Genomic DNA, 24,860 nt, shown 5'->3' with positions numbered 1-24,860 from the left:
GGGATGATGCTTGAGCAAAGACAGTTTGAAAGGAAACCTTATATCGAAACTTTTTATTGCGCTGTGACTGTTCTTGACGTCATAGACACAAAGATATTGAACCTTGTGGCAAGAGGTATTGATATCAGCGAGGGCGGGATAGGCATTAAGACAGACTATCCGCTTGAACCGGGGCATGTGCTGAGATTGAATACCAACATGAAGCATAAGGTAGGAGTTATCAGATGGAGCGGGAACGGAGAAATTAAGGGCATATACAGAGTCGGCGTAAAGTTTGTATAAACATAGAGAGGAGGCGAATATGTTTAAGGGCTCAACAGTTGCGATAGTCACACCTTTTAAAAAAGGCAAGGTTGATGAAAAGGCTTTATGCAATTTAATAGAGTGGCATATAAAGCAGGGGACCAATGCCATTGTGCCGTGCGGAACTACAGGAGAATCAGCAACCCTTGACTACGAAGAACACTACAGGGTAATAGAGATAACAGTCAAGACTGTGAATAAACGCATCCCTGTAATAGCAGGAACAGGAGCAAACGCCACTGATGAAACAATAATGATAACAAAAAAAGCAGAGAAGGCCGGCGCTGATGGAGCTTTGCTTGTCTCTCCTTACTACAACAAGCCCACACAGGAAGGCATCTACAGGCATTACAAAGCAGTGGCAAAGGCTGTTGATATTCCCATTGTTCTTTACAACGTGCCGGGAAGGACTGCCTCCAACATCCTGCCTTCAACAGTTGCGCGCCTTGCAGAAATTAAAAATATAGCTGCCATAAAAGAGGCAACCGGAGACATGAAACAGGTAAGCGAGGTTATAAGGCTGTGCGGCGACAGGATATCGGTCATTTCAGGCGATGATTTTACAACACTCACACTCCTTGCGCTCGGCGGAAAAGGCGTAATCTCTGTTTCTGCGAATGTAGCGCCGAAGGATGTTTCCGACATGTGCGCTGCCTGGGAAAAGGGAGATATAGCAAAGGCGAGAAAACTGCATTACAAATTAGAGCCTCTGAATGCCTCCATGTTCATAGAGACAAACCCGATACCCGCTAAGACAGCGCTTGCAATGATGGGAAAGATAAAAGAGGAATTCAGGCTTCCGCTCTGCGAGATGGCCGATGCGAATAAAGACAAGCTGAAAAAGGCATTGAAGGATTACGGGCTGATTTAAAAAGGCGGCGCTGAGATTGCTCAATTCAACTCGTCGTCTTGTTCCTTTAACCGTAACCTGAAGCGCCAGCCCGCTCTTCGTTAACTGATAAATAGTTATGCCATCGATCAAGGCTTCGCCTCCAACAGCTGCGCCTTTGTCGCCAGCCTTAGCCGCTGCATCGGCATGCCCCCCGAATTCCCAGCCGCTGTTGATGAACTTTGTCAGAGTTGCCCTGTCATGGAATATAAATACAGCGCGAAAATCCTTAACGCCAAGCCCTAACCCGATACCGACCTCTCCCATTTTCATGAAAACGGGCCTGCCGGTTTTATTGTCGTTAACAACCCCATAGCCGCCGCCGAAGCTGGCGAAAATTATATTGATGTTGACGTTGCTGAAAACTGCATAACCCGGCGCCGCTGCAATCTCGGCTCTTGCCTGAGGGTGTATTTTATAAAGCTCAGAACTTCGTCTCTCATGGAGAGAATAGACTGGCGTTTGTCTTGAGTGGTTTTACCGCCGGTTGTGGCACAACCACTCAAAATGAAGACCATTACCATGCCGCACAATACAATTTTCACTCGTTCCATACTTTATTCTCCAGACTATTTGATTTCGGCGCAGAAAGTAAGTTATAAAAATCATTCTTCAAGCATAATCGCTTCAACCGGGCAGTTCTCTTCCGCTGCCTCGCAGCAACCTGCATAATCGCACCCGTCAGGGTCCACAACCTTTGATTTTCCCGTCACCTCATTCAGATAAAAAACCGCAGGGCATATCTCCTGGCACGTCCCGCAGCCGATGCACTTATCCTCATCAACTCTGACATTCATGCTACACATTCTACCATAATGGACTTGCGCGATACACATCCAAACCGGAGATTTTGATTAGATACGTTTGTAGCTGCTCAGCGATAGACTTGGGATGTGGAGCCTGTCTAAAAACTGATAAAATACACATTCTGTCAGAGAACGGAAAAGGGGACGAGAGAACGGAAAAGGGGACGGTTCTATTAAATGATTATTTTAAAACGTGCAGAGCAATCCCTCCTCGGCGGGCAAGACCGCTCAGCAATCGCTGAGGGAGGATGATAGCAAAATATACCGTCAATATGCTATCATTTTTTAGATGCACGCTATGAATTTGAACTAAAGAAGCAATATGAAAAGAATTCTCATAGATACAAACACCTATGCCGCTTTTAAGAGGAATGACCATCGTGCTTTGCAGGTGTTCAGAACCGTTGAGTACATAGGCGTAAACATAATTGCGTTAGGCGAATTATTGAGTGGGTTCAAGGGCGGCAGCAAGGAGGCTAAAAACAGAAAAGAGCTTGAGCAGTTTCTCGATTCTGCACGGGTTTATGTCCTCCCGTTGGATGAGGAAACTGCTGAGTTTTATGCCAAGATTTATTGGGATTTAAAGAGGAAGGGCAAACCGATTCCGGCGAATGACATCTGGGTGGCTGCCTCTGCAATGAGGCATGGGCTGTCGCTTTTCACCGACGATGGGCATTTTGGCAATATAGACAGTCTTATATTGTTTAATGAGGGGTAGCAAAGGAGGTACGCATGGCAGTCGTGACACTTAGAGGACTTGATGATTCTATGAAAAAGGCGATTAAAGAAAAGGCGAAACAGGAAGGCACGAGCATTAATACTGTTTTACTGAGAATTTTGAAGGAGGACTTAGGGCTGAAAAAGAAGTCGCGGATGGTAGTGCATACCGACCTTGATCATCTTGCAGGCACATGGAGCGATAAGGAGTATGCCGAGTTTCAGAAACGAATAAAAGACTTTGAGGCCATAGATGAGGGCATGTGGAAGTAACTATATCTTATAAAATGTGGAAGACGGGATTCATGGATGATTATATCCCAATTTTACTATATAGGGACTGCTTTGCGGATGCAACATCCTCATCGGTGACGTCAATGCCTTTAAGAATGCCCTTGAGAGATATTATTTTCTTGCCGGTCGGCGTAAGTTTTTTGATGACCGACAACTTTAAACCCATAATCTCTTTTTCAATAGCATCTATTTTATGGAGCATGTCAACGCTGCTGCTTGCTGTTGCTTGTTTCATGTTCGCAATCTCCTTTGTTTGGGAATCTTTTATTAAAATTTACCATATACGCAACATTCTGTCAAAACAACTGAGAACCCTGCCGTAGACAATTGCCTATAAACCCATCAAAATGATATATTAGATCCGTGAAAAAACTTACCCACATAGACGAAAAGGGCAGGCCTAAAATGGTTGATGTAGGCTCAAAACCATTGACCGAAAGAATGGCTGTTGCAAGAGGCTCTGTCTCTATGAAAAAAGAGACTTTTAAACTCATAAAAGCAGGCAAGCTCTCAAAAGGCGATGTTTTGAATGTTGCAAAACTTGCCGGGATTATGGCTGCAAAAAGGACATCCGAGATTATCCCTCTCTGCCATCCTCTTAATATCACATCTGTTGATATTGACTTCAAACTTGATGAGAAAAAAAGCAGAATAGATATAGAATCACGCGTTAAGATAACAGGACAGACAGGCGTTGAGATGGAGGCGCTTACTGCTGTATCTGCCGCCGCGCTCACAATCTATGACATGTGCAAGGCAGTTGATAAGGGAATGGTTATCTCTGATATTATGCTTATGGAAAAACGCGGCGGGAAAAGCGGAATATTTAAAAGAAAAAGAATTCGCAACTTTTAACTTTCAACTCTTCACTTTACTCTCCTTTGCCTGTTTCAGCCCTTTCTGTGCATTTACATTTCCGGGGTCAAATTTCAAGGCCTTCTCAAACTGTCCTGATGCCCTCTTGTGCAGGCCTGCCTTAAGATACAGGGAGCCGAGATTCACATAATGCTCTCCGTTTAAGGGTTCAAGTTTTATTGCCTTAAGCAAGGCATCTTCAGCTTCCTTCATTTTATGAGGGACCTTTGAAAGTGACAGAGAGAGATAGCTCCAATACTGCGGTTTTTCAGCATCTACCTCTGTGGCTTGCCTGAAAAGAGCAACAGCATCCTCAAATTTGCCTTTCTTGAATTCATCAACACCTCGCTTGAACAGTCCCTCTCCTTTGTCCTTCACGATTTCTTTTTCTTCCTTTATTTCTTCTTCCTTTACCTTTTCCTCCGGCGTTCCTTCCAAATGCACTTCTCCCCAAGATATTTCTTTTATATGTATTTCTTCTTCAGGCATTTCCTCTTGTGCCGCCTCTGTTTGTATTTCTTCCATCTGCATTTTTTCCGCCAGCGCCTCGCCTGTTTGCTTGCCGGGAGAATCAAAATATTCCTTCCTCTTAAAATCATCCTTCAAAACAGTATATGCTGCTGTAAGTGCGTCAAACACTGCTGTCAGCTTATCCTTCAGCGCGGCATCAGAGGTGTTAAAGTATCTGTCAGGATGGAATTCCCGCGCAAGCCTGTAGTAATTCTTTTTAATTGTATCCACATCCGCATCTTCGCCGACCTCAAGGAGTTCGTTCAGTTTGAGCCTGTCAAGATTTGAATATATCTCTTCAACTTTTTTGATTAGCGCATCCTCTTCCTCTGCAAAGGGCTGAAGCAGATCGTCCAATGATACAGTTTCGCCTGCCTCTTCTTTCACTTCCTCCTTCTCAGCTATCTTTTCTTCAAGGATTCCGATAGACCAGAGGACATAGATAGTCTTCATCGCTTCAAATGAATTCATCCATGAACTGTCAATAATCTCTTTGATTGTTTTTTTGCCGTCTATGGTAGAGAGAAGTTTCTTGTCATAGGGGCTCAGCTCCACATCCTGAAAAAGGTTTATAGGGTCTTTTGAAAGCTTTAATGCAATCCCTGTATCAGGCAGCTCTCTCCGTATCCTGGTCCAGTTATCTATCCTTTTCACCCCTTCATGGATAAGATTGCCCATGCTCATCTTGAGTGTTATGACCTCATCTGTCGGCACATTGCCTTCCATAAATTCACATTCAGCGTCTTCAAGCTGAAAAAGGCTGCAGATTATTTCTTTTACCTGATATTTAACTCCCCAGAAAAGGTCTTTAGGCGTCAGATAGCCAAGCTCCACAAGGATTGCGCCCAGTCTTTTCTTTGTTCTTTTTAATATCTCCACAGATTTATCGTACTGCTCAACTGTAATCTTCCCTGCCTTAAGCAGCATTTCTCCGAGCCTGTCGTCCTCGTATGATGATGCGGCAAATACGGCATCGCCCTTTACCAAATACGCCTTCTTGGTAAAGTTAGGTGTGCTGACTACCATGGTTCCCGTTGCCTGTTTCCTGTTAAGATTGGTCAGTATTTTTGGAAGGCTGTATTCTCTTAGACTGCCTTTAAATGATATTGCCATGGCTTTATCTTATCAGTTAGCGGTATCTTTTAACCTCAAACCTGAAGATTTTAACTTCCTCATTATCATATATGCCTGCCTTCGTCTTTGCAATGCGAAGCTGCTCTTCAACAGTGTCAACACCTTCAAGGTCAGGCAGAAGCAATCCTTTCCTCTGCCCTTTTGAGACTATTACCCCATATTTTTTAGGATTCAGGTCTTTAAGGTCTTTAACCTCTTCAGGCGGAGTCAGGACATCAACAGAATAAGCAAGCTCGCTCAGTTCTTCCTTTTCAACACAGTGGAATCTGGGGTCCTGTGTTGCAGCGCATATTGCGTTTCTTATAATCTCCCCGGCAACATTCTCGCAGGAAGGAATGAAAGTTCCTATGCAGCCTCTTAATTCTCCGTGTTTTTTTATAGAGACAAATGTTCCTGCCTTTTGTTTCATCTCAGGCGCAAGCTCCGAGCTGCTCGGAGGCTCTATCACACGGCGTTCATTAACATAAATCTCTACTGTCTGCCTTGCAAGTTTGACCAATGGATGCATATTATTTATCTCTTGATATTGCATAGTCGGCAAGGCTCAGCATGGCGTCCCTGTCAGGAGAGTCAGGGAATATGGAAAGCTCATCCTTTGCCTCATCAACAAGAGCCTGTGCCCTTTTGAGTGACTCTTTCAGAACGCTGTACTGCCTGAAGAGCACGAGAATCCGCCTGAGTCCTTCTTCCGAGGGTTTTTCTATTATCCGTTTTATTTCCTCTTTCTCATCAGCCGAGGCATTTTTTAAAAGATAAATAACAGGCAATGTTATCTTTCCCTCTCCTATGTCCTTGCCGAGTTTCTTGCCAAGCTCGCTCTCTTCTGCCATGTAATCAAGAATATCATCAGCCATCTGGAAAGCCGTGCCTGCCTTGAGCCCGAACATTGCAAAGGCATTTTCTTCAGCTCCGAGCAGCTCGGAACTCAGTATTGCGCCAATCCTGCATGCCGCTGATATGAGCAAGCCTGTCTTGGCAGATATTATTTTTATATATTCGTCCTCTGTAATATTGATATCAGCGGTCTTCTGAAGCTGCAGAATCTCTCCTTCTGTCATGCTCGTTGTTGCCTCTGAAAGGGCCTCCATTATTCTCTGATCTTTGAAGGACACAGCTTTTCTAAGGGCATTTGAATACAGAAAATCTCCAACCAGAATCACAATCTGATTCCCCCATACTGAATGGGCTGCCGGCCTGCCCCTGCGTATCTTTGCAGCGTCAACAACATCATCATGAAGCAGCGATGCCATATGTATCAGTTCTATGATGCCTGCAAGCGCTATATGTTCATCCCCCTTATAGCCTGCAAGCCTTGCGCTTGAAAGCAGGAAAAGCGGCCTTAATCTCTTGCCGCCGCTCTCAAGCAGATACTTGCCTATCAGCGGTATGAGAGGAGCTTCGCTTTGGAACAGTCCTTCAAGTTTAGCCTCAACGAGACTTAATTCCTTTTCATACGCATCAAAAACCTTTTTAATATCCGTTGTCTTAATCATGCTTAATTATCTCAGAGCCTGTACTCTTCAATGTTTACGCCTTTTTTTGACAGCTTCTTCAGGTCTTTCGGCCTGAATGCGCCCTTTTCAGTGATAATTGCCGTCACATATTTTGCAGGGGTAACATCAAATGCCATATTTCTCACTTTCACGTTGTCAGGCGCAATCTGGCAGCTGCCGAATATATGCGTAACTTCCTCTGCGCCTCTCTCTTCTATCGGAATCTTATCGCCTGTTGAAATTGAAAAATCAATGCTGTTGAGCGGCGCAGCAACATAGAATGGTATCTTATGCTCTTTGCATAATACAGCTACAGAATATGTCCCGATTTTGTTAGCTACATCTCCGTTCCTGACAGTCCTGTCAGTGCCGACAATAGCAAGGTCTATCTCGCCTTTTTTCATGAGAGCGCCCGCAGAGTTGTCTGTTATAAGCGTCACAGGCACTCCTGCCTGCATCAGTTCCCATGCGGTAAGCCTCGCTCCCTGAAGCACAGGCCTTGTCTCATCAGCTATGACCTGTATTTTCTTGCCCTGTTCTATTGCGACAAATATCGGCGCTGTTGCCGTGCCGTACCCGCCTGTTGCAAGAGCGCCTGCATTACAGTGAGTGAGAACTGTATCGCCGTCTTTTATAAACTGCGCGCCCCATCTTCCTATTGCCTTATTAACCTCAATATCTTCCTCATGTATCTTTTTTGCCTCTTCAATGAGAAGTTCCTTTAACCGGGCAACCGATTCACCGCGTCTCTCTTTTAAAAGCCTTTTTATCCTCTCAACAGCCCATTTTATATTTACTGCCGTAGGCCTTGTGGCAAGAAGTTCGTTGCATATAACTTCTATTCCTTTCATGAAGTCCCTGTAATTCTTTGCCGTTATATCCTGTGCGCCGAGAGCTATCCCCATTGCCGCTGCTATGCCGATTGCGGGAGCGCCTCTTATCCAGAGTTTTTTTATGCCCTCGGCAATGATATGATAATCAGCGCACTCAATGAACTTCACTTCCACAGGAAGCCTGCTCTGATCAAGCATAATAACTTTCCCGTCTTTCCACTCTATTGCTTTTACCATTAAATCTTTCCTCCTGCAGGTATTATGCTTGTAACCACAAAAAATACAGTGAGACAGATTATAACCACTACTGTGCCCCAAGTTATGTAATTATAACTCTTCGGGTTTACATATTCTCCCATTATCTTTGCGTTGTTCACCAGCGACAGCGCATATATCAGCACAAAAGGGAGCAATATGCCGTTTACAACAGACGCCAGAATCATAAGAAAAACTAGCGGTGCGCCGGGAATCAATATCACCAAGGCAGAAACAACTATGAGCGCTGTGTATATCCACATAAACTGAGGCGCTTCTCTGAATGTTTTATTGATACCCGCTTCCCACCCCATTGCCTCGCATATGTAATATGCTGTTGCCAGCGGGACTATTATCACTCCAAGAAGCGAACCGTTGGCAAGGCAGAGAGCGAATATGAAAGACGCATATTCTCCAGCAAGCGGTTTGAGCGCAATTGCAGCCTCCGAGGCCTCATTTATCCTTATGCCTGACGGAAAAAGCGTGGCTGCGCATGTAACTATAATGAAAAATGCAATTATGTCCGTTATAGAACATCCCAGTATCACATCAAGCCTGGATGCCTTATAATCCTCTTTTCTTATTCCCTTCTCTGCAATAGATGACTGGAGGTAAAACTGCATCCACGGTGTTATTGTTGTGCCTATTATTGCTATGCTGAGTATCGCATATTCGGAATCCCACTTTATCTGAGGCACAAGTGTGTTCTTAAAAACAGGAATCCAGTCAGGTTTTGCCATGAACCCCGAGATAACATACCCGAAATATAAAAGGCATGCAAAGAGCAGCACTCTCTCAACTGACCTGTAACTGCCTTTTGTAACAAGGAACCAGACTGACACCGCGCCAACAGGAACCATCACGTACTTGCTTAATCCGAGGATATCCATTGACGCTGCCCATCCTGCGAAATTAGCGAGAGTTGTGCCGAAATTTGCGATGAGGAGGGCTGCCATCATATAGAATGTTGATTTTACGCCATAGTTTTCTCTTATCAAATCTGAAAGCCCCTTGCCTGTGACAACTCCCATCCTTGCAACCATCTCCTGAATCACAACAAGCGCAACAGTCGTGGGTATCAATGTCCAGAGAAGCGCATAGCCGAATCTTGCGCCTGCCACAGAATAAGTGGTAATCCCGCTTGCATCATTATCTATATTCGCAGTTATGATGCCGGGCCCCATTACACTCAGGAACAGGAGAACTTTTTTGCTAAATTTCATCAGAACTTTCCTCTGCTAATCTGCATTGCCTGTTTTAGGTTTTAATTTCTAACTTTTAATTCTAAACTCTTAACTTGTATTTTCATACCCTTCTTCTCTTATGCTTTGCTGCCGGCGGCAGAATCCTGTCAATAATATCATCCACTGTAACAATGCCGAGTAGAAACCCTTCGCTGTCAACAACCGGAAGCGCAACAAGGTTATACTTCGATATAATACCGGCAACCTGCATTTCATCAATCTCAGGCGTGACTGTCTTGAACTTGGTCACCATAATATCTGACAGTTTTGTTTCAGGCGGAGAAAGCAGAATTTCCCTAAGCGACACCACCCCTTTGAGTTTCTCTTCCGCATCCGTTACATATATATAATAGATGGTCTCAACTTCTTCTGCATCTCTTCTGAAGCTTTCGATAGCCTCCTTTACGCTCGTTTCAGGCCTGTACGCTATAAACGCATTTGTCATAATACCGCCTGCCGTGTCTTCTTCATGTCCCATAAGTTCCTGAATGTCCTCTGCATCCTCTTTTTCAAGACTGCCTAAAATTTCCTGCGCCTTTTCTGCGGACAGGTCGCTTATGACATCAGCAGCTTCATCAGGAGGCATCTCCTCTATTATATCAGCGGCTTTATCAGTATCCATTCCTGTTATTATTGCCGCCTGTGTCTCAGGTTCAAGTTCTGAAAGCGCCTCAGCAGCTGTTTCCGCATCAAGGCCCTTAAACAGAATAGCGCCCTCTTTGTGAGAAACCTGGCTTATTATCGCTGCCAGGTCCGCAGGATGCAGATCAGCCACCATCTGTCTCGGAACTGTAAGTGATATTGCAGTAAGTTTTGGTTCCAGCGGCTGTATATAATTCCAGCTTATAAGATTGTACGGCAGATGCATCCTGAGAAGCCTCATCAGGTCTTCTCCGCCTCTCTCAACTCCAAGCCTCCTCATTATTCCTCTCATCCCCACGTCAACAGCTAAAAGCACTGCCTCTGTATTAAGTCCTTCGAGCTTGACGTCATTCACTCTCACAACCTTTGCTCCATTTGCATCAACTATCTGCTTATCAAAAATATCCCTTGCCACAAGGAGGTCTTGCTCGCTGAGTTCGTAGGACTGAAGCCTTGCGCCGTAAATATTCGCAGCGATTATCCTTTTATTGAATATGCTCAAATCACTCCATGGAAGATTAAAGAGCTTTCTTTTCTTCTCAATAACAAGGTTGGAAATCTTTGGCAATGGCTCGCCTTTAACAACAACCAGGTCCTTCACCTTGCCGAGTTCTTCGCCTCTCGGGTCCAGGACAGGCTTTCTTAATATTTCACTTACAAAAAGTTCACTGAAAAAAGGCATCTCTATCTCCTGAAATTTTCTTAACTGCTGATTATAAAGTATAGCTTACCGGTTTTTATTTCAGCAATATGAAAATATCATGAATAAAGCTGATTAGTATACAATACTTCCATGACCTGGTATGAAGCCATAGGGAGAGTGATACTGATATTCTTATCATTTGCCTTTATCCACTCTCTCTGCGTGACATCTTTCATTAAGTCCCAAACGCAGAGGCTTTTGGGTGAGACATTTGTGAAGGTTTTCTACAGGTTCATTTATACCTGCTTCAGCATAATTACATTACTAATTGCAATTTATTTTATAAACATGATACCTGATGTTTATTTGTTCAGGGGACCGGCATGGTTCAGGTGGGCAATGCACGCAATTCAGATTACTGGCCTTATATTCGGCACACTTTCTTTTAAGGTTCTAACCTCTCATGAGTTTATGGGAATTACACAGGTTTGGAGATACATCACAAAAAAAGAGGTTAAAGGAGATGCTGAAGGGATAACACAGACAAGGCTTGTGAAGACAGGTGTTTATGGTTTTGTCAGGCATCCGCTTTACCTTGCAGGAATAATTATTTTCACATTTGAGCCTAACATAACAAGGAACTGGCTCGCTGTGAGCATCCTTGCTGATATCTACTTCATCTTCGGAGCATTCATGGAAGAGAAACGGTTGATTAAAATATTCGGCGATGAATACGCTGAATACATGAAACAGGTCCCAAGGTTTTTGCCGAAGATTAGAAAAAATAAATAGAAGTTAAGCGAAGATATTATATCCCACTTAGACAGTATACTAATCCAACCTTATAAATAGCGGCTTTGACGATTTTTTTATTATCCCTCTTTCTTCTGCCATGTCCAGAAGCTTCCTTACGGCTCTTATACCGTTATCGCCAATGTCAATCGAATAATCATTGACATAGAGCTTGATATGTTCATCAATAACAGAATCATCAAGCTCCTGTGAATGCTCTTTTATATATTTCACAGGCTCATCCCTGCGGCTCATAGCATAAAGCACACTCTCCCTTATCAGCCTTCCCAGCTTTTCTATTAATTCTATTCCGAGACTTCTCTTTGCAATTATGCAGCCAAGTGGTATCGGCAGGCCTGTTTCCTCTTCCCACCACTCGCCGAGGTCAATAATCTTTTTCAGCCCATAGGATGGATAAGTAAATCTTCCTTCATGAATTATCAGCCCTGCATCAGCCTTTCCTTCTTTAACCGCACCCATAATTTCATGAAACGGCATCGCTTTGACATTACTCCTGAAATCAGGGTCATAAAGCTGTAAAAGAAGATAAGCTGTGGTAAGCTCTCCGGGGATTGCTATTGTCTTCCCCTTCAAATCTTTCATTTCACATTCTTTAGAAGCCACAACCAATGGCCCGCATCCCCTTCCAAGCGCTCCGCCTGAACGCAGAAGACAGTAATCCTCACGCAGGCTACCGAATGCATTGTATGAAGCCTTTGTTATATCAAGCTTGCCTTTCAAAGCCATCTGGTTCAGTGTCTCCACATCAAGAAGAATTTCATTGAACTTCAAATCACCGGTATCTATCTTCCCATGCACGAGCGCATAGAAGATGAACGTGTCATTCGGACAGGGGGAGTATCCAAGAGAAAGAGTTCTCATTGGTCGAGCCTCACGCTTGTAACAGGCAGTGTTGGCTTGAACGACTTTAGAGATTTTTCGGTAACAGTTCTTAGTGAAATGAAGCGTCCACGGCCTCGACTGTCTGAACCCGAAGGGTGAGTTTCGAGGCTGTAGTGGAATGAACTTAGAACTGTAGAAAAATATCTCAGGAAGTGAAAGACAATACTGCCTGTCATAGTATTTTCTCCTTCCTATTCAACGGGCATCTTTCACAAACAGGTTTTGTTTTACAAAACATCTTCCCTACCCTCACAAACAATGCATGATATTCATTAAATAACTTAACATCTTTTCTAAGAGTTGAATGGAAAAGCTCCTGAAACCTGTCATAAGGTTCATCATGCCCTAAAATATTATGCCTTGATAGAACCCTCTTGGTATATGCATCAATCACAAATATCGGCTTATCAAGCGCATAAAGAAGAATTGAGTCAGCAGTCTCAGGGCCTATGCCATTGACACTGAGAAGTTTATTCCTGAGTGAATGCATATCTTCTTTTTTCATCCTCTTCATGCTTCCGTGATAATCATTCATCAGGAAATCAATGAATGCTTTAAGGCGCTTTGCCTTGACATTGAAATATCCCGCAGGCCGAATCAATGAAGCCAGCCTGTTTACAGGCATATCATGAATAGCCTTTGCATTCAGGACTTTCTCTCTTTTGAGATTATTTATCGCCTTCTCAACATTTCCCCAATTTGTGTTCTGCGTAAGTATCGCTCCAACTGCAACCTCAAAGGGCGAATCCCCCGGCCACCAGCTCTGAGGGCCAAATGATTTAAAGAGTTTTCTGTAGATTGAGATAAGCCTTTTGTTTTTCATTTCAAATGATTTTTGGTTATCAACACGTCAGATGCAATGCAGCAATTATTCTCTTGCCTGATTTTTCGCTCTGCAATTTATTAAATAATTCAACTGCCTTCCCAGTTATCTCAACATGAACCTCAATGCCTTTTGCCTTAAGAAACTTCAGCGTTTCATCCGGCACTTGCATAATTCCTGATGCACCAGTACCGATAATCAGGATATCAGGCTTTGCATTTATTATATCCGTCAGGTCTGCAGGCTGGAGATAATGACCTTCCTTGCGCCACCATTTAGAATCAACCTTATCAGGATACATGACAACATCAGAGGTATAGGTCTTATTATCAACTGTGATTTTTCCGAATGAGTAATCATTTATCTTCATAGACTTCTTCTTTTTTCTACCGCTGTCTTGATAGCATCCGGCACATACCCCTTTATTATCAGGCCTTCGACATCGATAAGAGGAACTCCCTTAGCTCCTCCGCTTTTACTCAGCATTTCACTGTTTTTGCTTTTGTCGCGATCTATATCATATTCAGTTAATTTTACGCCGAGAGAATTGATATACTCTCTTGCCTTTCTGCAATATGGGCACCACGACGTCATATACATGATGACCTTTACATCACTGATTGGCCTGTTCCCTTTTAACGTAATGCTCTCTGACTTATGAATGCCTTCCTTTATTTCTTGCCTTTCGATTTTGTCCTCCCTGAACTTCTTTTTCTGCACATCAACGCCAGGCGGTGGAGAATCAGAGTAAAAAACATTTCCATCTTTATCCTTCCATTTGTAAATCTCAGATGATGCAGGAGATACAAAAATTGTTAAAAAAACAATTCCAATTAAAAGAATAAGCCAGTTTTTCATAACCTTCAACTCACCTTCACCTTTTTCTGCATCTCAAACAACGCAATAATCTCTTTGACCGTGTTTGCGTCCTCAGGGTTTTTGTCTTCTCTCAGAAATCCGACTGCACGCGGGAAGCGCAGTGCGTAGCCTATGCCATCCTTGTCGCGTCCTGCTGTATGCGAAGGAGAGCGTGTAATTTCATCTGCCGTGACTGTCACAACATATCTCGGCTCTACCCAGACATCTGCCTCCATAACGGAATCTACCCTCGGATGCCTGTGGGAGATGGATATTTCATCAAGGATTTTTTTGAGCTGAAGAAATTCATCCTCTGAAAAGCCTGTGCCGACCTTGCTTACTGTCTTGAATGAGTCTGTCTTCGGGTCATAGACAGCGCCGAGAAAAGCTCCTACACCGAACTTTGCCCTTGCTCCCTTGCCCCTGAAATAACCGACTATGCATACATCAACCGTATCTGCAAGCTCTCCCCTGTAACTTCTCTTAAGCTTAATCCAGTTGAAGTTCCTGCCTCCTGCTGCATAGGGCGCATCAAGCCTTTTCGCAACAACACCTTCAAGCCCCCTTGCTATGGCACCCTCAAAATATTTTGTGATATCTTCATGCCTGTCTGTAATAAACAATTCGGATGGTTCAATCACAGAATTATTCTTTATAATCTTTTTTAATTTTTCACGCCTCTCCCTAAAAGGCTTTGGAGTATAGTCTTCTCCATCTGCATAAAGAAGATCAAAGGCAAAAAATCTAAGGGGATATTCCTTTGCAAGTTCCTCAATCCCGTGTTTTCTTTTTCTTTGAATAGTAATCTGAAATGGAAAAAGCTCGCCTGTTGATTCATTGTATGCAAGCGCCTCCCCTTCAATGATTGCAGTATCCGCAGTTATAAAATTTTTCACAGCCTCTTTTATCTCGGGGAACATGTGAGTCGTCCTCTCAAGGTTTCTTGAGAACATGTCAATATTGTTTTTGTTTTTATGAATCTGTACCCTGAAACCGTCATATTTAGCCTCTATGGCAGCTTCCCCTATTTTCTCTATAATCTCCTCTGAGGAAGGAAGCCTTTCACACAACGCCATCCTTATCGGGTAACCAACTCTCACATGGAATTTCTTTACGCCCTCCATCCCCTTTTCAAGTAATGTTTTTGCAACAAGCCCCAGATCGGAGCAGAAGTTATAAGCCCTTTCAAGCTCGGGCCTTAATGATCTGTCTCCCTGCGCAAGCGCCAAGGCTTCGAGCACAGTTGGATCGCCGATTCCGAGCCTCAATCTTCCTATTACAAACCGCGCAATATACTTTGCCTCTTCCGGAGATACTCCCCTTAAAAGACTACTTAGAAGCCCAATCTTCTTTTCAACGCTTCCTGTGCCTGATGTCCGGGCAATGGCCGTAAGTTCTTCATAAACTTTTCTGACTGTAAGATTTTCTCCTTTGTTTTTTATCAATTCCCTGGCAGTTTTCCCGAGGTCTCCTGTGTGTTTAAATACATCCTCAACTTTTTTTGTAGGTGTATTGGCTGCATCTGATATTGCCCTGATAAGAAGTTTTTCCGACATGCCCATCTCAAGGCCATGAAAAGGCGGAAGCAACTGCCCCTGGCTGAGATAAATAATTTTATCTATATTATCGGAATGCGCCTCTTTGAACAGTTCCGAAAGTATGTCGAACATCTCAAGACGCTTTGCAGTAGCCTCAAGCTTTTCAAAATATTCAACGAGTTTCAGAAATTTCATATGCGATAGCCTCTGAATTTTTATTAAATTATAGCAGTCATATGATGAATATGTCATTGAAAAACAGAGCGCTGCTATGGGCAATAGATAGGGGAGGCTGGCGAGGAATTTTTATGCGGCACCTGCCCATATTACCATCCGCTATGTTATCATCATTACCTATGGAAGAACGGCTTCAGAAGATACTTGCAAAGATGGGGATTGCCTCCAGAAGAGGCGCTGAGGAGATTATCCTTGAAGGAAGGGTCACTATAAACGGAAAGGCTGCATCCCTCGGGATGAAGGCAGACATTTCAAAAGACCATATAAAATTAGACGGGAAACTTCTAACAAAACCGGAGCCGAAGGTCTATCTAATGATAAACAAGCCAAAGGGAGTTATTACAACCCTTGCAGAAGCGGAGGAAAGGCCGACTATAAAGGATTATTTAAGAAACATCAGATACAGGGTATTTCCCGTTGGAAGGCTTGACTTTGATTCGGAAGGACTGCTTCTTCTTACAAATGACGGTGATTTCGCGCATTCAATCTTGCATCCGTCAAAGAAGATTCCAAAGACATATCATGTTAAAATAAAGGGCATCATTGAGGACGAAAAGATAGAGAAACTGCGAAAAGGGATAAGGCTTAAGGACGGAGTTACCGCGCCTGCTAAAGTAAAGAAACTCAGAAAGGCAGAGGAAAACTGCTGGATTGAGATTACGATTTATGAGGGGAAAAAAAGGCAGGTAAGGAGAATGTGCGAGCAGGCCGGACATCCTGTGCTTAAACTCAAACGCATAAAAATCAACGGCATAGATATTGGAAATCTTCGCTCCGGAGAGTTAAGATATTTAACTCCGGATGAGGTTAAAAAGATAAAGAAAGAGGTAATGAATGATTCGGGACAAAGGCTGCGGTGAACTCAGGGAATCCGACATAGGCTCAAACCTGAGCCTTGCCGGCTGGGTGTTCAGAAGGAGAGACCACGGAGGTCTGATATTCATTGACCTCAGAGACAGGAGCGGACTTTGCCAGATTGTATTCAGTCCTGACATCGCAGGTGATTCGCATACTAACGCGCATGATTTGAGGGCTGAGTATGTCATAGCTGTGTCAGGCGAGATACGAAGAAGGCCTGAAGGCACCGAAAATCCTAATATCCCAACAGGCATTGTTGAGTTGTATGTCAGCAAACTTGAAGTCCTGAATGAGGCAGCGCCATTGCCTTATAACATGGAAGAGGCGGCAGACGCAGGAGAGGCCTTACGGCTTAAACACAGGTATCTTGACTTGAGAAGGCCTGAGATGCAGCAGAACCTTACTACGCGTCACAAGATTACAATGGCCACAAGAGATTATCTCGATGAGAGGGGATTTCTTGAGATAGAAACACCGATGCTTACAAAATCCACGCCTGAAGGCGCAAGGGATTATCTTGTTCCGAGCAGGTTGAACCCCGGACATTTCTATGCGCTCCCGCAGTCACCGCAGTTATTCAAGCAGATACTCATGGTCTCAGGATTGGAGAAGTATTTCCAGATTGTGAAATGTTTCCGTGACGAAGACCTCAGGGCAGACAGACAACCTGAATTCACACAGATTGACCTTGAGATGTCGTTTGCCGACAGGGAAGATATCATTTCTCTCATGGAAGAAATGATGATGAAGCTTTTCAAAGATGTGCTTTCAATTGATATAGAAACACCTTTTCAGAGATTAAGTTTTCATGAATCAATGGAGAGATTTGGAAACGACAAGCCTGATATGAGATTCGGCCTTGAACTTAAAGATATGGCAGACCTCGCCTTAAAGGGCACATTCAAGGTTTTCCTTGATGCAATCAATGACAGGGGAATGGTAAAGGCAATCAACGGAAAAGGGATGGCAGGTCTTTCACGCAAAGAGATAGACATGCTGACACAGGAAGCGCAGTCATTCGGCGCAAAAGGCCTTGCATGGATAAAGATAAAGAACGGCTTTGACTCACCAATTGCAAAGTTCTTCCCTGAAGAGATATTGAAAAAGATGGCTGAAAGGCTTAGCGCTGAAGAAGGCGATTTGATGCTCTTCATCGCTGACAAGCCGAAGGTTACTTATGACGTCTTAAGCAGGCTCAGGCTTGCGCTCGGCGAAAGATTAAACCTGATTAAGCCGGGATATAAATTTGCGTGGATAACCGATTTCCCTTTGCTTGAATGGGATGAAGAGGAAAGCAGGTTTCAAACAATGCACCATCCGTTCACATCACCCATGAATGAAGATATAGAGAAACTGTTGACTGTTAATTTTTCTGATTCTCAACTCTCAACTTCTAACTTTCAACTTCTAACTTCTCTTAGGGCAAAGGCTTATGACATTGTTCTTAACGGTTCTGAGATTGGCGGTGGAAGCATTCGTATTCACAGGCAGGACGTTCAGAAAAAGATGTTTGATGTCCTGAATATCTCAGAGGAAGAGGCTAAGATGAAGTTTGGCTTCCTGCTTGATGCGCTCCAGTATGGCGCTCCGCCGCATGGAGGCATCGCCCTCGGACTTGACAGGCTTGTGATGATAATGGTTGGAGCAACATCTATAAGAGACGTTATCGCATTCCCAAAAACACAAAAAGCTGTCTGCATGATGTCCGGAGCGCCTTCAACAGTAGAACCAAAACAACTGAGAGAGCTTTACATAAAGACAGATGTGCCAATAGAGTAGTCGTACACATCATGGAACAGCCAAAATCAAGGAATGCAGCCAAAAAAAAATTTACCATAGCCTTAGTTGTTATCACATTCCTTATCGCTGCAATCATAATCACAAAATTTTACCTAAAGGCAATTGGCGTCTTGATGTTTGTGGCAGTTCTTATTTATGGTGCGTTATCTTTTGCAAAACTGTCTAAAGAAGAGAAAAAAACTTCGTTGGAGACGGCAGGGAGCAGTGATAAAATGCCTCTCGGCAAAGCCGTTCAGTTCTTGCAATATCTGATTTACGCCTTAATCGCCGTTGCTATAATCAGATTGTTTATCGGACAACCGAAATAGAATAAGCAATTCTCTAATAACTAACTTCCTCGCATCAGCCGTAATCATGCACACAATTACCACCAAACAGCTAAAAGCCCTTGACATTGTAGCTACAATATCTTAAATTGTATATACAAGTAAGAATGGAGGTTAACATGCAGACTGTAATTAAAAAAACGGCAAAACATTTCAGGCTTAATGAAACTTTAATCAAGGATGCCCAGAAAATACTTGGGGCAAAGACAGAGACAGAAGCTGTAGAAACTGCTCTTTCTGATGTCATATATCAGGAAAAGATGAGAAGGCTTATCGAGCAGACAAAGGGGAAATTCAAATTCGAGGGTCTTAATTGAGGCAGAGGGCTGTCTTTGATACTTCCTTTCTCATAGAACATTTCAGAAAAGGCACTGTTTACGACACATTCATAAGCCTGAACCGAGTTTATCATATTACATTCAGTTCTGTAGTCCTGATGGAACTTCTCTCGGGCGCATACGACCCAAAGGAACAAAAACTCATAGAGCAGATAAAGAATAATTTTAGTGTTATCTCTGTAACTGAAAGACAATGGTATGTTGCAGGGGATATAATGCGAAAGCTGAGACTTGATGAGAAAATCGACCCCTTAAGAATCAAAAGCCTTCTTGCTGATATTCTCATAGCCATTTCTGTCAGAGACATAGGCGCAGTCCTAATTACAAAAAATGAGAAGGATTTTAAGTTAATCAGCGAAGTGCTTAATTTTAAATATATTGTTGCTTAGTCTCTTTACACTCTTATTTACAACTTCTCATAAGATTTCTCTCTATCCTTCCTTCTCGCAAGTTCACTGCTGTAATGAATTCCGAGTGTGGATGCGTTCTTGTTTACCCAGTCACTAAGTCTTGTCTTCCCTGTTGGATGGGACTTTGTATAGAGGAGGTCAGCCATTAGCCCGTCTATCTCATCGCGTGTAATCGTTACATCGCCGAATATTTTACCAACGATTGAACCTATAAGATAACCCAGAGGAGGTGGAATATACAGAATAAGTCTTCGTTTTCCTATGGCATCACCTATTTCCTCAATCAACTCTCGATACGTAAATGTTTCAGGCCCGATTGCATCAATAACGCAATTTTCAGTCTTCTGCCCCTGTTCAACTGCGAGCTTTGCAAGGTCATCAACATAAATCGGCTGTAGGCGATAATTGCCGTCGCCGAAAACTCCGAATACAGGAAATCGCCTTAAGAACCAGGCAATGTTGTTTATCAAAATATCCTCTTTGCCAAAGAGAACAGCCGGTCTGAGAATGGCATAGGAGATTCCAGATTCTATCAGCGCTTTTTCAATTTTTGCCTTCCCACTGAAATATTCAAAGGGAGAATCTCCTGATGGATTTGTTATGCTGACGTGGACTATTCGTTTTATACCAGCCTTCTTTGCCGCGTCGAAAAGCTTCAATGTATTTTCAACAGCTTTTGCATAAGAAAAATCCCTACAATTAAATCTTACCCAGTAGTTGTTGTAGAGAACAGAAACCCCTTGTAATGATTCAATAAGTTTTTTAGGATTATCAAAGTTATAGGGGTAAGCCTTTATTCCGCCTCCGAAGGGATTTTCACGATGCGGAGAATTGGTCAGCGTCCGCACCTCATAACCTGCATCGAGTAGGCGCCCGGCGATATATTTTCCTGAAAATCCAAAGGCTCCTGTCACTATATGAATTTGTTTAGAGTTCATAATGACCTCCTATTTCTTTTTAGAAAGACCTAAAAATTTTCTTTTAAGGTCTTCTATTGTTAATAAAACACCTGCCAGCTTATCTATTGTCATAATGAAGTCTTCAAGTTTTTTAAGTCTTTCTATTGTGAATGCAGTCTCGGCATTTTTTGAACTCTTATGAATATCCTCCGATTTCTTCAAAATGCTGCTCACAGATGCCAGTGCCTGATCAAATTCCTTCTTTTCTCTTTCCCTCAATACCCCCTTTACAATCTTCCAGAAATCAGTCTCAGCCTCATAATAGTCCTTTCTATCTCCTTTAACCCAAACAGGCTTAACCATATTCCATCGCTCAAGAGCCCTTATGTTTATGCTGACATTGCCCTTACTTACAGAAATGCTTTCTGACATTTCATCCAGCGTTAATGGCTTGGAAGAAAGATACAGCAATCCGTACATCTGCCCCATTATCTTGCTGAAACCCCAGAAAGAAGTTATTCTCCCCACAGCCTCCATCAAACCTTCGCGTACATCTGTAAACTGATTGCTCATATTGCCTCCTTTAAGCTTCTTCTTCACGCCCTTTAAATTTCCTAATCAGGACAAAAGCAAGCAGTCCTACTGAAAACATTACTATTGCACTTGATGTGCCGTTCAAACCGCTCTTAATCTGGTTAATTGCTGCAAAAAACAACTGCCTGTCAGTAGTCCCTTCGGGACACCACTTCAATGCTGCGCTTATGCCCCAAAGAAAAAACCATGCCTCAACAGCCACTGTCCAGAAACGTGCCCTTGCCTCGCCTTCACAAAGATCTACCATCATAATCGAAAAACTTTTGTGCATAACCGCTATTATGCTAAATGTAACAACCGAACAAACCAAAAGCCCTGTCAAGAAGTAGCATGTCTCTGTCATGCAATCCTCCCTTATTCTTTTTGTTTAGAACTTTCTAAACATACGATACTATAAAAATGATGGACTGTCAAGCAGTTTTTGAAATTTCCTGATTTTATTAAGAATTTTCATTGCTCCTGCTCTCCTCCCTTGTCATTCTTCCTCTCGCACATTTATAATAAATGCCTGAAATTAAAAGGAGACAGACTGCTTTGGAAGAAAGATACGACCCGCAAAAAGTTGAGCTGAAGTGGCAGAAGTATTGGGCTGAGAGAAATATTTTTAAAACAGAACAGGACTCTTCAAAAAAGAAATTTTACTGCCTTGAGATGTTCCCCTACCCTTCAGGAAAAATACACATGGGCCATGTGCGGAACTATGCCATCGGTGATGTTATAGCAAGATACAAGAAAATGAGGGGATTCAATGTAATACATCCGATGGGATGGGATGCATTCGGAATGCCTGCTGAGAACGCCGCGATAAAAGAGGGTGTCCATCCTGCAAAATGGACATACGAAAACATCACATATATGAAAAAACAGCTCAATCAGTTGGGGCTTAGCTATGACTGGGACAGAGAGGTTACGACATGCAGTCCTGATTACTATAAGTGGAATCAGTGGTTTTTCCTGAAGATGTATGAAAAAGGGCTGGCATACAGGAAATCATCATTTGTGAACTGGTGCCCTTCATGCATGACTGTTCTTGCAAATGAGCAGGTTATTGACAGCGGATGCTGGAGATGCGATACAGCCGTAATCAAGAAAGAGTTGGAGCAATGGTTCTTCCGTATTACGCATTATGCAGAAGACCTTCTAAATGCATGTGACGAGCTTAAGGGCTGGCCTGAAAAAGTTGTCTTAATGCAAAAAAACTGGATAGGAAAGAGTGAGGGACTTGAAGCTGATTTTAAAGTTTACGGAATGGATGAAAAAATCAGGATATTCACTACAAGGGCAGATACGCTGTTTGGCGCAACATTTGTATGCCTTGCACCCACACACCCGTTATCAGAAAAACTCGCTGCTGATAAAGAAGCGCTTAAAAAAGTCAAAGAGCGCTACGGCAAAGAAGATGAAAAGATTGGATTCTTCACAGGACACTATGCAGTCAATCCTGCGAATGATGAGAAGATTCCCATCTGCATAGCAAACTTCGTCCTGATGGAATACGGCACAGGAGCTATAATGTCAGTGCCTGCGCATGACCAGCGCGACTTTGAGTTTGCAAAGAAGTATGAACTTCCGATTAAGATTGTAATTATGCCTGAAAACTCCGAACTCCAAACTTCAAACTCCGAACTCAATGCCGCTTTTGAGGATGAAGGCATTCTCGTTGACTCAAGTTCATACAGCAGACTAAGAAGTGATGTTGCAAGAATAGAGATAGCAAAGCACATAGAGAAAAAGGGATTAGGCAAAAGGGTAATAAATTACAAGCTCCGTGACTGGGGAATATCAAGGCAGAGATACTGGGGAACGCCAATACCAATAATTTATTGTGAGAAATGCGGTGTTGTTCCTGTTCCTGAAGACGAACTCCCTGTAATCCTTCCCGAGGATGTGAAATTCACAGGCACAGGCGGGTCACCGCTTGCAGAGTCAGAAAAATTTGTAAATACAAGCTGCCCAGAGTGCAAAGGCAAGGCAAGGCGCGAGACTGATACTATGGACACATTTGTTGATTCATCATGGTATTTCATTGCATATTGCGTTGACAATGGAAAGATTAATTTCCAATCCCTAACCCCCAATCCCCAATCCCCAATAAGTTACTGGATGCCTGTTGACCAGTATGTCGGCGGCGTTGAACACGCAGTGCTTCATCTCCTCTATTCAAGGTTCTTTACCCGTGTTATAAAAGACCTTGGGATCATTAACTCTCCGGAGCCTTTCACAAACCTTCTCACGCAGGGAATGGTCTGCAAGGAGACATTGAAATGTTCTGAGCATGGCTGGCTCTTACCCGAAGATATTAAGGATGAGAAGTGCGTGAAGTGCGGAAAAGCTGTTGAGAGAGGAAGGGTTGAGAAGATGTCAAAATCCAAAAAAAATGTCATTGACCCTGACCACCTGATAAATAGATACGGTGCAGACACATCAAGGCTCTTTTCGCTTTTTGCAGCGCCGCCTGAAAGGGACCTTGAATGGTCTGATCAGGGAGTTGAGGGCGCATACAGATTCCTCAACAGGATATGGGGAATCTTGTATAAAAATAAATTCAAAATTCAAAATTCAAAATTCAAAATTGAGGAGCTATCAAGCTATCAGCCATCAGCTATGAGCCTTCTAAGAAAGACGCATCAGACCATAAAGCGGGTCACAAACGACATGGAGCGCGAATACCACTTCAACACAGCGATCGCAGCGCTTATGGAGCTTGTGAATGATATAAGCGCTTTTGAGCCTAAGGAAGATGAAGAATGGGAAGTATTCAGATTCAGCATTGAGACGCTTATGCTTTTGCTCTCTCCATTTTCTCCGCACATCTCAGAAGAACTGTGGGAATCCATAGGCAACAAAGAAGGCATACTTGAACAGAAATGGCCTTCATGGGATGAGCACATCGCAAAAGAAGAGGAAATAGAACTCGTTATTCAGATTAACGGCAAAGTAAAAGCAAAGATTATGATACCTGCCGGGATCTCTGACGATGAAGTCAGAAAGAAAGCGCTTGATGAGCCGAAGATACAAGAGATTATCGGCAAGAAAGCGCTGAAAAAAGTCTTTATTGTTAAAGGCAAACTTGTTAACATAGTAATATGAAAATAAAAATTAAAAATTCAAAGTTAAAAGTGAAGGGGTCAACAGAGCAACAGAGCAGTAGAGCAATAGAGCAGCAGGAAGATACAACTACCAAGACTTTTTATTTAACTGCTGTTCTACTGGGCTGCTGGGCTACTGGGCTCATCTTACTGTTCACTCTTTCCGGCTGCGGTTATACATTACAGGGCAGAGACACGCTGCCCTTTACCTCTGTCAAAATAGGCAGGATTGAAAACAAAACATTTGAACCGAAATTAGAAGATAAATTTCAGAAAGCGCTTGCTGATGAACTCATAAGAAACGGGATAATGATTTCAAAGAGTGCAGGGCATGTAATAAGCGGCACAATAAATGATTTCAGCCTTAAACCTCTTTCAGAAAAAGAAGGAGTAGCATCCGAATACCAGGTGATTATAAAAGCCAGGTTCTTTCTTACTTTCCCCGATGGAAAGGTCAAAGAGCTAAGAAATAGCGGGGTTTTTACTGTATCTTTTTCAGGTTCAGGCAATATAGAAAACATAGTTGCGGCAAAGGAGCAGGCAGCGGAAACTGCCATGAGAAACCTGGCTTCTGAGATACGGGCCGGAATAGTATATGGCATATAAATGAGCATTAAAACCTTTTTGCAGGAAATAGACAAAGGACTGACTTCGCCTGCCCAAGACTGTCAAGTCAAATTAAGCGCTATGGGAAAATAAGACGCCGCCTTTTGGCTAAAGGGGGCAAGTAGAGCTTGTCTAAAAACTCATAAAACAGTGCATTATGTCATGCTGAAC

Annotated in this window: 29 protein-coding genes and 1 pseudogene; 13 read left to right on the top strand and 17 right to left on the bottom strand. The window is 43.0% G+C overall.

The genetic code is table 11. The features are described from left to right. Positions 1-3: 3 nt before the first annotated feature. Positions 4-282 carry a PilZ domain-containing protein gene (locus tag HY035_01835; GenBank protein MBI3377131.1) on the top strand — a complete coding sequence of 93 codons (279 nt, stop codon included), beginning with the start codon at positions 4-6 and terminating at the stop codon, positions 280-282. Between the two features lie 19 nt (positions 283-301). Further along, entirely contained in the window at positions 302-1,174 is an 873-nt protein-coding gene (locus HY035_01830; protein ID MBI3377130.1) for a 4-hydroxy-tetrahydrodipicolinate synthase, read from the top strand. Positions 1,175-1,192: 18 nt separating this feature from the next. Here the strand turns inward: HY035_01830 and HY035_01825 are convergent. Beyond that, a pseudogene (locus HY035_01825) lies at positions 1,193-1,746 on the bottom strand (hypothetical protein). A gap of 51 nt (positions 1,747-1,797) precedes the next feature. Continuing rightward, the gene (locus tag HY035_01820) at positions 1,798-1,989 is read right to left on the bottom strand and encodes a ferredoxin (protein ID MBI3377129.1); all 192 of its coding nucleotides are present in this window, start codon (positions 1,987-1,989) and stop codon (positions 1,798-1,800) included. 331 nt (positions 1,990-2,320) lie between these two features. On the opposite strand from HY035_01820, the gene HY035_01815 reads away from it, so the two are divergent. Both HY035_01815 and HY035_01810 read left to right on the top strand, forming a co-directional pair. Next, positions 2,321-2,716, top strand: coding sequence for a type II toxin-antitoxin system VapC family toxin (locus tag HY035_01815; GenBank protein MBI3377128.1), 396 nt, complete (start codon positions 2,321-2,323; stop codon positions 2,714-2,716). Positions 2,717-2,730: 14 nt separating this feature from the next. Further along, complete coding sequence (locus tag HY035_01810; protein ID MBI3377127.1) at positions 2,731-2,988, top strand: antitoxin; 258 nt, start codon at positions 2,731-2,733, stop codon at positions 2,986-2,988. A 40-nt stretch (positions 2,989-3,028) separates the two neighbouring features. On the opposite strand, the gene HY035_01805 is transcribed toward HY035_01810, so the two are convergent. Beyond that, entirely contained in the window at positions 3,029-3,244 is a 216-nt protein-coding gene (locus tag HY035_01805; protein MBI3377126.1) for a hypothetical protein, read from the bottom strand. 128 nt (positions 3,245-3,372) lie between these two features. On the opposite strand from HY035_01805, the gene moaC reads away from it, so the two are divergent. Continuing rightward, complete coding sequence (gene moaC / locus HY035_01800) at positions 3,373-3,864, top strand: cyclic pyranopterin monophosphate synthase MoaC (GenBank protein ID MBI3377125.1); 492 nt, start codon at positions 3,373-3,375, stop codon at positions 3,862-3,864. A 3-nt stretch (positions 3,865-3,867) separates the two neighbouring features. Here the strand turns inward: moaC and HY035_01795 are convergent, their stop codons facing one another. From HY035_01795 to HY035_01770, 6 genes are all read right to left on the bottom strand, one after another. Beyond that, positions 3,868-5,487, bottom strand: coding sequence for a DUF4388 domain-containing protein (locus HY035_01795; GenBank protein ID MBI3377124.1), 1,620 nt, complete (start codon positions 5,485-5,487; stop codon positions 3,868-3,870). A 16-nt stretch (positions 5,488-5,503) separates the two neighbouring features. Then, positions 5,504-6,016 carry an AmmeMemoRadiSam system protein A gene (amrA, locus tag HY035_01790; protein ID MBI3377123.1) on the bottom strand — a complete coding sequence of 171 codons (513 nt, stop codon included), beginning with the start codon at positions 6,014-6,016 and terminating at the stop codon, positions 5,504-5,506. A gap of 1 nt (position 6,017) precedes the next feature. Further along, entirely contained in the window at positions 6,018-7,001 is a 984-nt protein-coding gene (locus HY035_01785) for a polyprenyl synthetase family protein (protein ID MBI3377122.1), read from the bottom strand. Between the two features lie 11 nt (positions 7,002-7,012). Further along, positions 7,013-8,071, bottom strand: coding sequence for an S-methyl-5-thioribose-1-phosphate isomerase (gene mtnA / locus HY035_01780; protein MBI3377121.1), 1,059 nt, complete (start codon positions 8,069-8,071; stop codon positions 7,013-7,015). Continuing rightward, positions 8,071-9,312 (bottom strand): Nramp family divalent metal transporter, encoded by a 1,242-nt coding sequence (locus HY035_01775; GenBank protein ID MBI3377120.1) that lies wholly within the window; start codon positions 9,310-9,312, stop codon positions 8,071-8,073. Before HY035_01775 ends, mtnA begins: the two co-directional genes overlap by 1 nt. 82 nt (positions 9,313-9,394) lie before the next feature. Next, positions 9,395-10,657: a magnesium transporter gene (locus HY035_01770; protein MBI3377119.1), complete on the bottom strand. Its 1,263-nt coding sequence runs from the start codon at positions 10,655-10,657 to the stop codon at positions 9,395-9,397. A 111-nt stretch (positions 10,658-10,768) separates the two neighbouring features. On the opposite strand from HY035_01770, the gene HY035_01765 reads away from it, so the two are divergent. After that, positions 10,769-11,410: an isoprenylcysteine carboxylmethyltransferase family protein gene (locus tag HY035_01765; protein MBI3377118.1), complete on the top strand. Its 642-nt coding sequence runs from the start codon at positions 10,769-10,771 to the stop codon at positions 11,408-11,410. A gap of 39 nt (positions 11,411-11,449) precedes the next feature. Here the strand turns inward: HY035_01765 and HY035_01760 are convergent, their stop codons facing one another. The 5 genes from HY035_01760 to HY035_01740 all read right to left on the bottom strand — a co-directional run bounded on the left by HY035_01760 (position 11,450) and on the right by HY035_01740 (position 15,727). Further along, the gene (locus HY035_01760; GenBank protein MBI3377117.1) at positions 11,450-12,292 is read right to left on the bottom strand and encodes a 1,4-dihydroxy-6-naphthoate synthase; all 843 of its coding nucleotides are present in this window, start codon (positions 12,290-12,292) and stop codon (positions 11,450-11,452) included. Between the two features lie 193 nt (positions 12,293-12,485). Next, positions 12,486-13,136 carry an endonuclease III domain-containing protein gene (locus tag HY035_01755; protein ID MBI3377116.1) on the bottom strand — a complete coding sequence of 217 codons (651 nt, stop codon included), beginning with the start codon at positions 13,134-13,136 and terminating at the stop codon, positions 12,486-12,488. Between the two features lie 19 nt (positions 13,137-13,155). Then, positions 13,156-13,506, bottom strand: a complete 351-nt coding sequence (locus tag HY035_01750; GenBank protein MBI3377115.1) for an Mth938-like domain-containing protein — start codon at positions 13,504-13,506, stop codon at positions 13,156-13,158. Continuing rightward, positions 13,503-13,994, bottom strand: coding sequence for a DUF4124 domain-containing protein (locus tag HY035_01745; protein ID MBI3377114.1), 492 nt, complete (start codon positions 13,992-13,994; stop codon positions 13,503-13,505). The genes HY035_01750 and HY035_01745 overlap by 4 nt, the downstream gene beginning before the upstream one ends. 5 nt (positions 13,995-13,999) lie before the next feature. Then, a complete protein-coding gene (locus HY035_01740; GenBank protein ID MBI3377113.1) occupies positions 14,000-15,727 on the bottom strand; it encodes an ATP-dependent DNA ligase in 1,728 nt (575 codons plus the stop codon). 161 nt (positions 15,728-15,888) lie between these two features. Between HY035_01740 and HY035_01735 the strand changes: the two genes are divergently transcribed. From HY035_01735 to HY035_01715, 5 genes are all read left to right on the top strand, one after another. Further along, complete coding sequence (locus HY035_01735; GenBank protein MBI3377112.1) at positions 15,889-16,629, top strand: rRNA pseudouridine synthase; 741 nt, start codon at positions 15,889-15,891, stop codon at positions 16,627-16,629. Beyond that, a complete protein-coding gene (gene aspS, locus HY035_01730; protein ID MBI3377111.1) occupies positions 16,604-18,406 on the top strand; it encodes an aspartate--tRNA ligase in 1,803 nt (600 codons plus the stop codon). The genes HY035_01735 and aspS overlap by 26 nt, the downstream gene beginning before the upstream one ends. An 11-nt stretch (positions 18,407-18,417) precedes the next feature. Continuing rightward, complete coding sequence (locus HY035_01725) at positions 18,418-18,735, top strand: hypothetical protein (protein ID MBI3377110.1); 318 nt, start codon at positions 18,418-18,420, stop codon at positions 18,733-18,735. Positions 18,736-18,872: 137 nt separating this feature from the next. Beyond that, on the top strand, positions 18,873-19,070 hold the full coding sequence (locus HY035_01720; GenBank protein MBI3377109.1) for a type II toxin-antitoxin system VapB family antitoxin: 198 nt from the start codon (positions 18,873-18,875) through the stop codon (positions 19,068-19,070). After that, positions 19,067-19,480 carry a PIN domain-containing protein gene (locus HY035_01715; GenBank protein ID MBI3377108.1) on the top strand — a complete coding sequence of 138 codons (414 nt, stop codon included), beginning with the start codon at positions 19,067-19,069 and terminating at the stop codon, positions 19,478-19,480. The genes HY035_01720 and HY035_01715 overlap by 4 nt, the downstream gene beginning before the upstream one ends. 17 nt (positions 19,481-19,497) lie before the next feature. On the opposite strand, the gene HY035_01710 is transcribed toward HY035_01715, so the two are convergent. Genes HY035_01710 through HY035_01700 form a run of 3 tightly spaced genes read right to left on the bottom strand, consistent with a single transcriptional unit; the run spans position 19,498 to position 21,337 of the window. Beyond that, positions 19,498-20,439 carry an NAD(P)H-binding protein gene (locus tag HY035_01710; GenBank protein MBI3377107.1) on the bottom strand — a complete coding sequence of 314 codons (942 nt, stop codon included), beginning with the start codon at positions 20,437-20,439 and terminating at the stop codon, positions 19,498-19,500. A 9-nt stretch (positions 20,440-20,448) separates the two neighbouring features. Beyond that, entirely contained in the window at positions 20,449-20,973 is a 525-nt protein-coding gene (locus HY035_01705) for a hypothetical protein (GenBank protein MBI3377106.1), read from the bottom strand. A gap of 10 nt (positions 20,974-20,983) precedes the next feature. Continuing rightward, positions 20,984-21,337 (bottom strand): hypothetical protein, encoded by a 354-nt coding sequence (locus HY035_01700; GenBank protein ID MBI3377105.1) that lies wholly within the window; start codon positions 21,335-21,337, stop codon positions 20,984-20,986. A gap of 191 nt (positions 21,338-21,528) precedes the next feature. Here HY035_01700 and HY035_01695 point away from each other — a divergent pair, with 191 nt between their 5' ends. Further along, a complete protein-coding gene (locus HY035_01695) occupies positions 21,529-24,084 on the top strand; it encodes a leucine--tRNA ligase (GenBank protein ID MBI3377104.1) in 2,556 nt (851 codons plus the stop codon). Continuing rightward, a complete protein-coding gene (locus HY035_01690; protein MBI3377103.1) occupies positions 24,081-24,689 on the top strand; it encodes a hypothetical protein in 609 nt (202 codons plus the stop codon). Before HY035_01695 ends, HY035_01690 begins: the two co-directional genes overlap by 4 nt. The last annotated feature ends 171 nt before the right edge of the window (positions 24,690-24,860 follow it).

It is taken from the genome of Nitrospirota bacterium, assembly GCA_016195565.1.
Taxonomy (GTDB): domain Bacteria; phylum Nitrospirota; class Thermodesulfovibrionia; order Thermodesulfovibrionales; family UBA1546; genus UBA1546.
The sequence above is the reverse complement of the archived record's forward strand: the minus strand, read 5'-3'. Positions and strand labels throughout refer to the sequence as shown.

Excerpts from the sequence above, each read along its gene's own strand:
- HY035_01805 (MBI3377126.1), bottom strand. The coding sequence starts at position 3,244 with ATGAAACAAGCAACAGCAAGCAGCAGCGTTGACATGCTCCATAAAATA.
- HY035_01810 (MBI3377127.1), top strand. The coding sequence starts at position 2,731 with ATGGCAGTCGTGACACTTAGAGGACTTGATGATTCTATGAAAAAGGCG.
- HY035_01765 (MBI3377118.1), top strand. The coding sequence starts at position 10,769 with ATGACCTGGTATGAAGCCATAGGGAGAGTGATACTGATATTCTTATCA.
- HY035_01775 (MBI3377120.1), bottom strand. The coding sequence starts at position 9,312 with ATGAAATTTAGCAAAAAAGTTCTCCTGTTCCTGAGTGTAATGGGGCCC.
- HY035_01835 (MBI3377131.1), top strand. The coding sequence starts at position 4 with ATGATGCTTGAGCAAAGACAGTTTGAAAGGAAACCTTATATCGAAACT.
- HY035_01755 (MBI3377116.1), bottom strand. The coding sequence starts at position 13,136 with ATGAAAAACAAAAGGCTTATCTCAATCTACAGAAAACTCTTTAAATCA.
- amrA (MBI3377123.1), bottom strand. The coding sequence starts at position 6,016 with ATGCATCCATTGGTCAAACTTGCAAGGCAGACAGTAGAGATTTATGTT.
- mtnA (MBI3377121.1), bottom strand. The coding sequence starts at position 8,071 with ATGGTAAAAGCAATAGAGTGGAAAGACGGGAAAGTTATTATGCTTGAT.
- HY035_01820 (MBI3377129.1), bottom strand. The coding sequence starts at position 1,989 with ATGAATGTCAGAGTTGATGAGGATAAGTGCATCGGCTGCGGGACGTGC.
- HY035_01700 (MBI3377105.1), bottom strand. The coding sequence starts at position 21,337 with ATGACAGAGACATGCTACTTCTTGACAGGGCTTTTGGTTTGTTCGGTT.
- HY035_01815 (MBI3377128.1), top strand. The coding sequence starts at position 2,321 with ATGAAAAGAATTCTCATAGATACAAACACCTATGCCGCTTTTAAGAGG.
- HY035_01710 (MBI3377107.1), bottom strand. The coding sequence starts at position 20,439 with ATGAACTCTAAACAAATTCATATAGTGACAGGAGCCTTTGGATTTTCA.
- aspS (MBI3377111.1), top strand. The coding sequence starts at position 16,604 with ATGATTCGGGACAAAGGCTGCGGTGAACTCAGGGAATCCGACATAGGC.
- HY035_01720 (MBI3377109.1), top strand. The coding sequence starts at position 18,873 with ATGCAGACTGTAATTAAAAAAACGGCAAAACATTTCAGGCTTAATGAA.
- HY035_01795 (MBI3377124.1), bottom strand. The coding sequence starts at position 5,487 with ATGGCAATATCATTTAAAGGCAGTCTAAGAGAATACAGCCTTCCAAAA.
- HY035_01830 (MBI3377130.1), top strand. The coding sequence starts at position 302 with ATGTTTAAGGGCTCAACAGTTGCGATAGTCACACCTTTTAAAAAAGGC.
- HY035_01745 (MBI3377114.1), bottom strand. The coding sequence starts at position 13,994 with ATGAAAAACTGGCTTATTCTTTTAATTGGAATTGTTTTTTTAACAATT.
- HY035_01750 (MBI3377115.1), bottom strand. The coding sequence starts at position 13,506 with ATGAAGATAAATGATTACTCATTCGGAAAAATCACAGTTGATAATAAG.
- HY035_01705 (MBI3377106.1), bottom strand. The coding sequence starts at position 20,973 with ATGAGCAATCAGTTTACAGATGTACGCGAAGGTTTGATGGAGGCTGTG.
- HY035_01770 (MBI3377119.1), bottom strand. The coding sequence starts at position 10,657 with ATGCCTTTTTTCAGTGAACTTTTTGTAAGTGAAATATTAAGAAAGCCT.
- HY035_01785 (MBI3377122.1), bottom strand. The coding sequence starts at position 7,001 with ATGATTAAGACAACGGATATTAAAAAGGTTTTTGATGCGTATGAAAAG.
- HY035_01725 (MBI3377110.1), top strand. The coding sequence starts at position 18,418 with ATGGAACAGCCAAAATCAAGGAATGCAGCCAAAAAAAAATTTACCATA.
- HY035_01740 (MBI3377113.1), bottom strand. The coding sequence starts at position 15,727 with ATGAAATTTCTGAAACTCGTTGAATATTTTGAAAAGCTTGAGGCTACT.
- HY035_01760 (MBI3377117.1), bottom strand. The coding sequence starts at position 12,292 with ATGAGAACTCTTTCTCTTGGATACTCCCCCTGTCCGAATGACACGTTC.
- HY035_01735 (MBI3377112.1), top strand. The coding sequence starts at position 15,889 with ATGGAAGAACGGCTTCAGAAGATACTTGCAAAGATGGGGATTGCCTCC.
- HY035_01690 (MBI3377103.1), top strand. The coding sequence starts at position 24,081 with ATGAAAATAAAAATTAAAAATTCAAAGTTAAAAGTGAAGGGGTCAACA.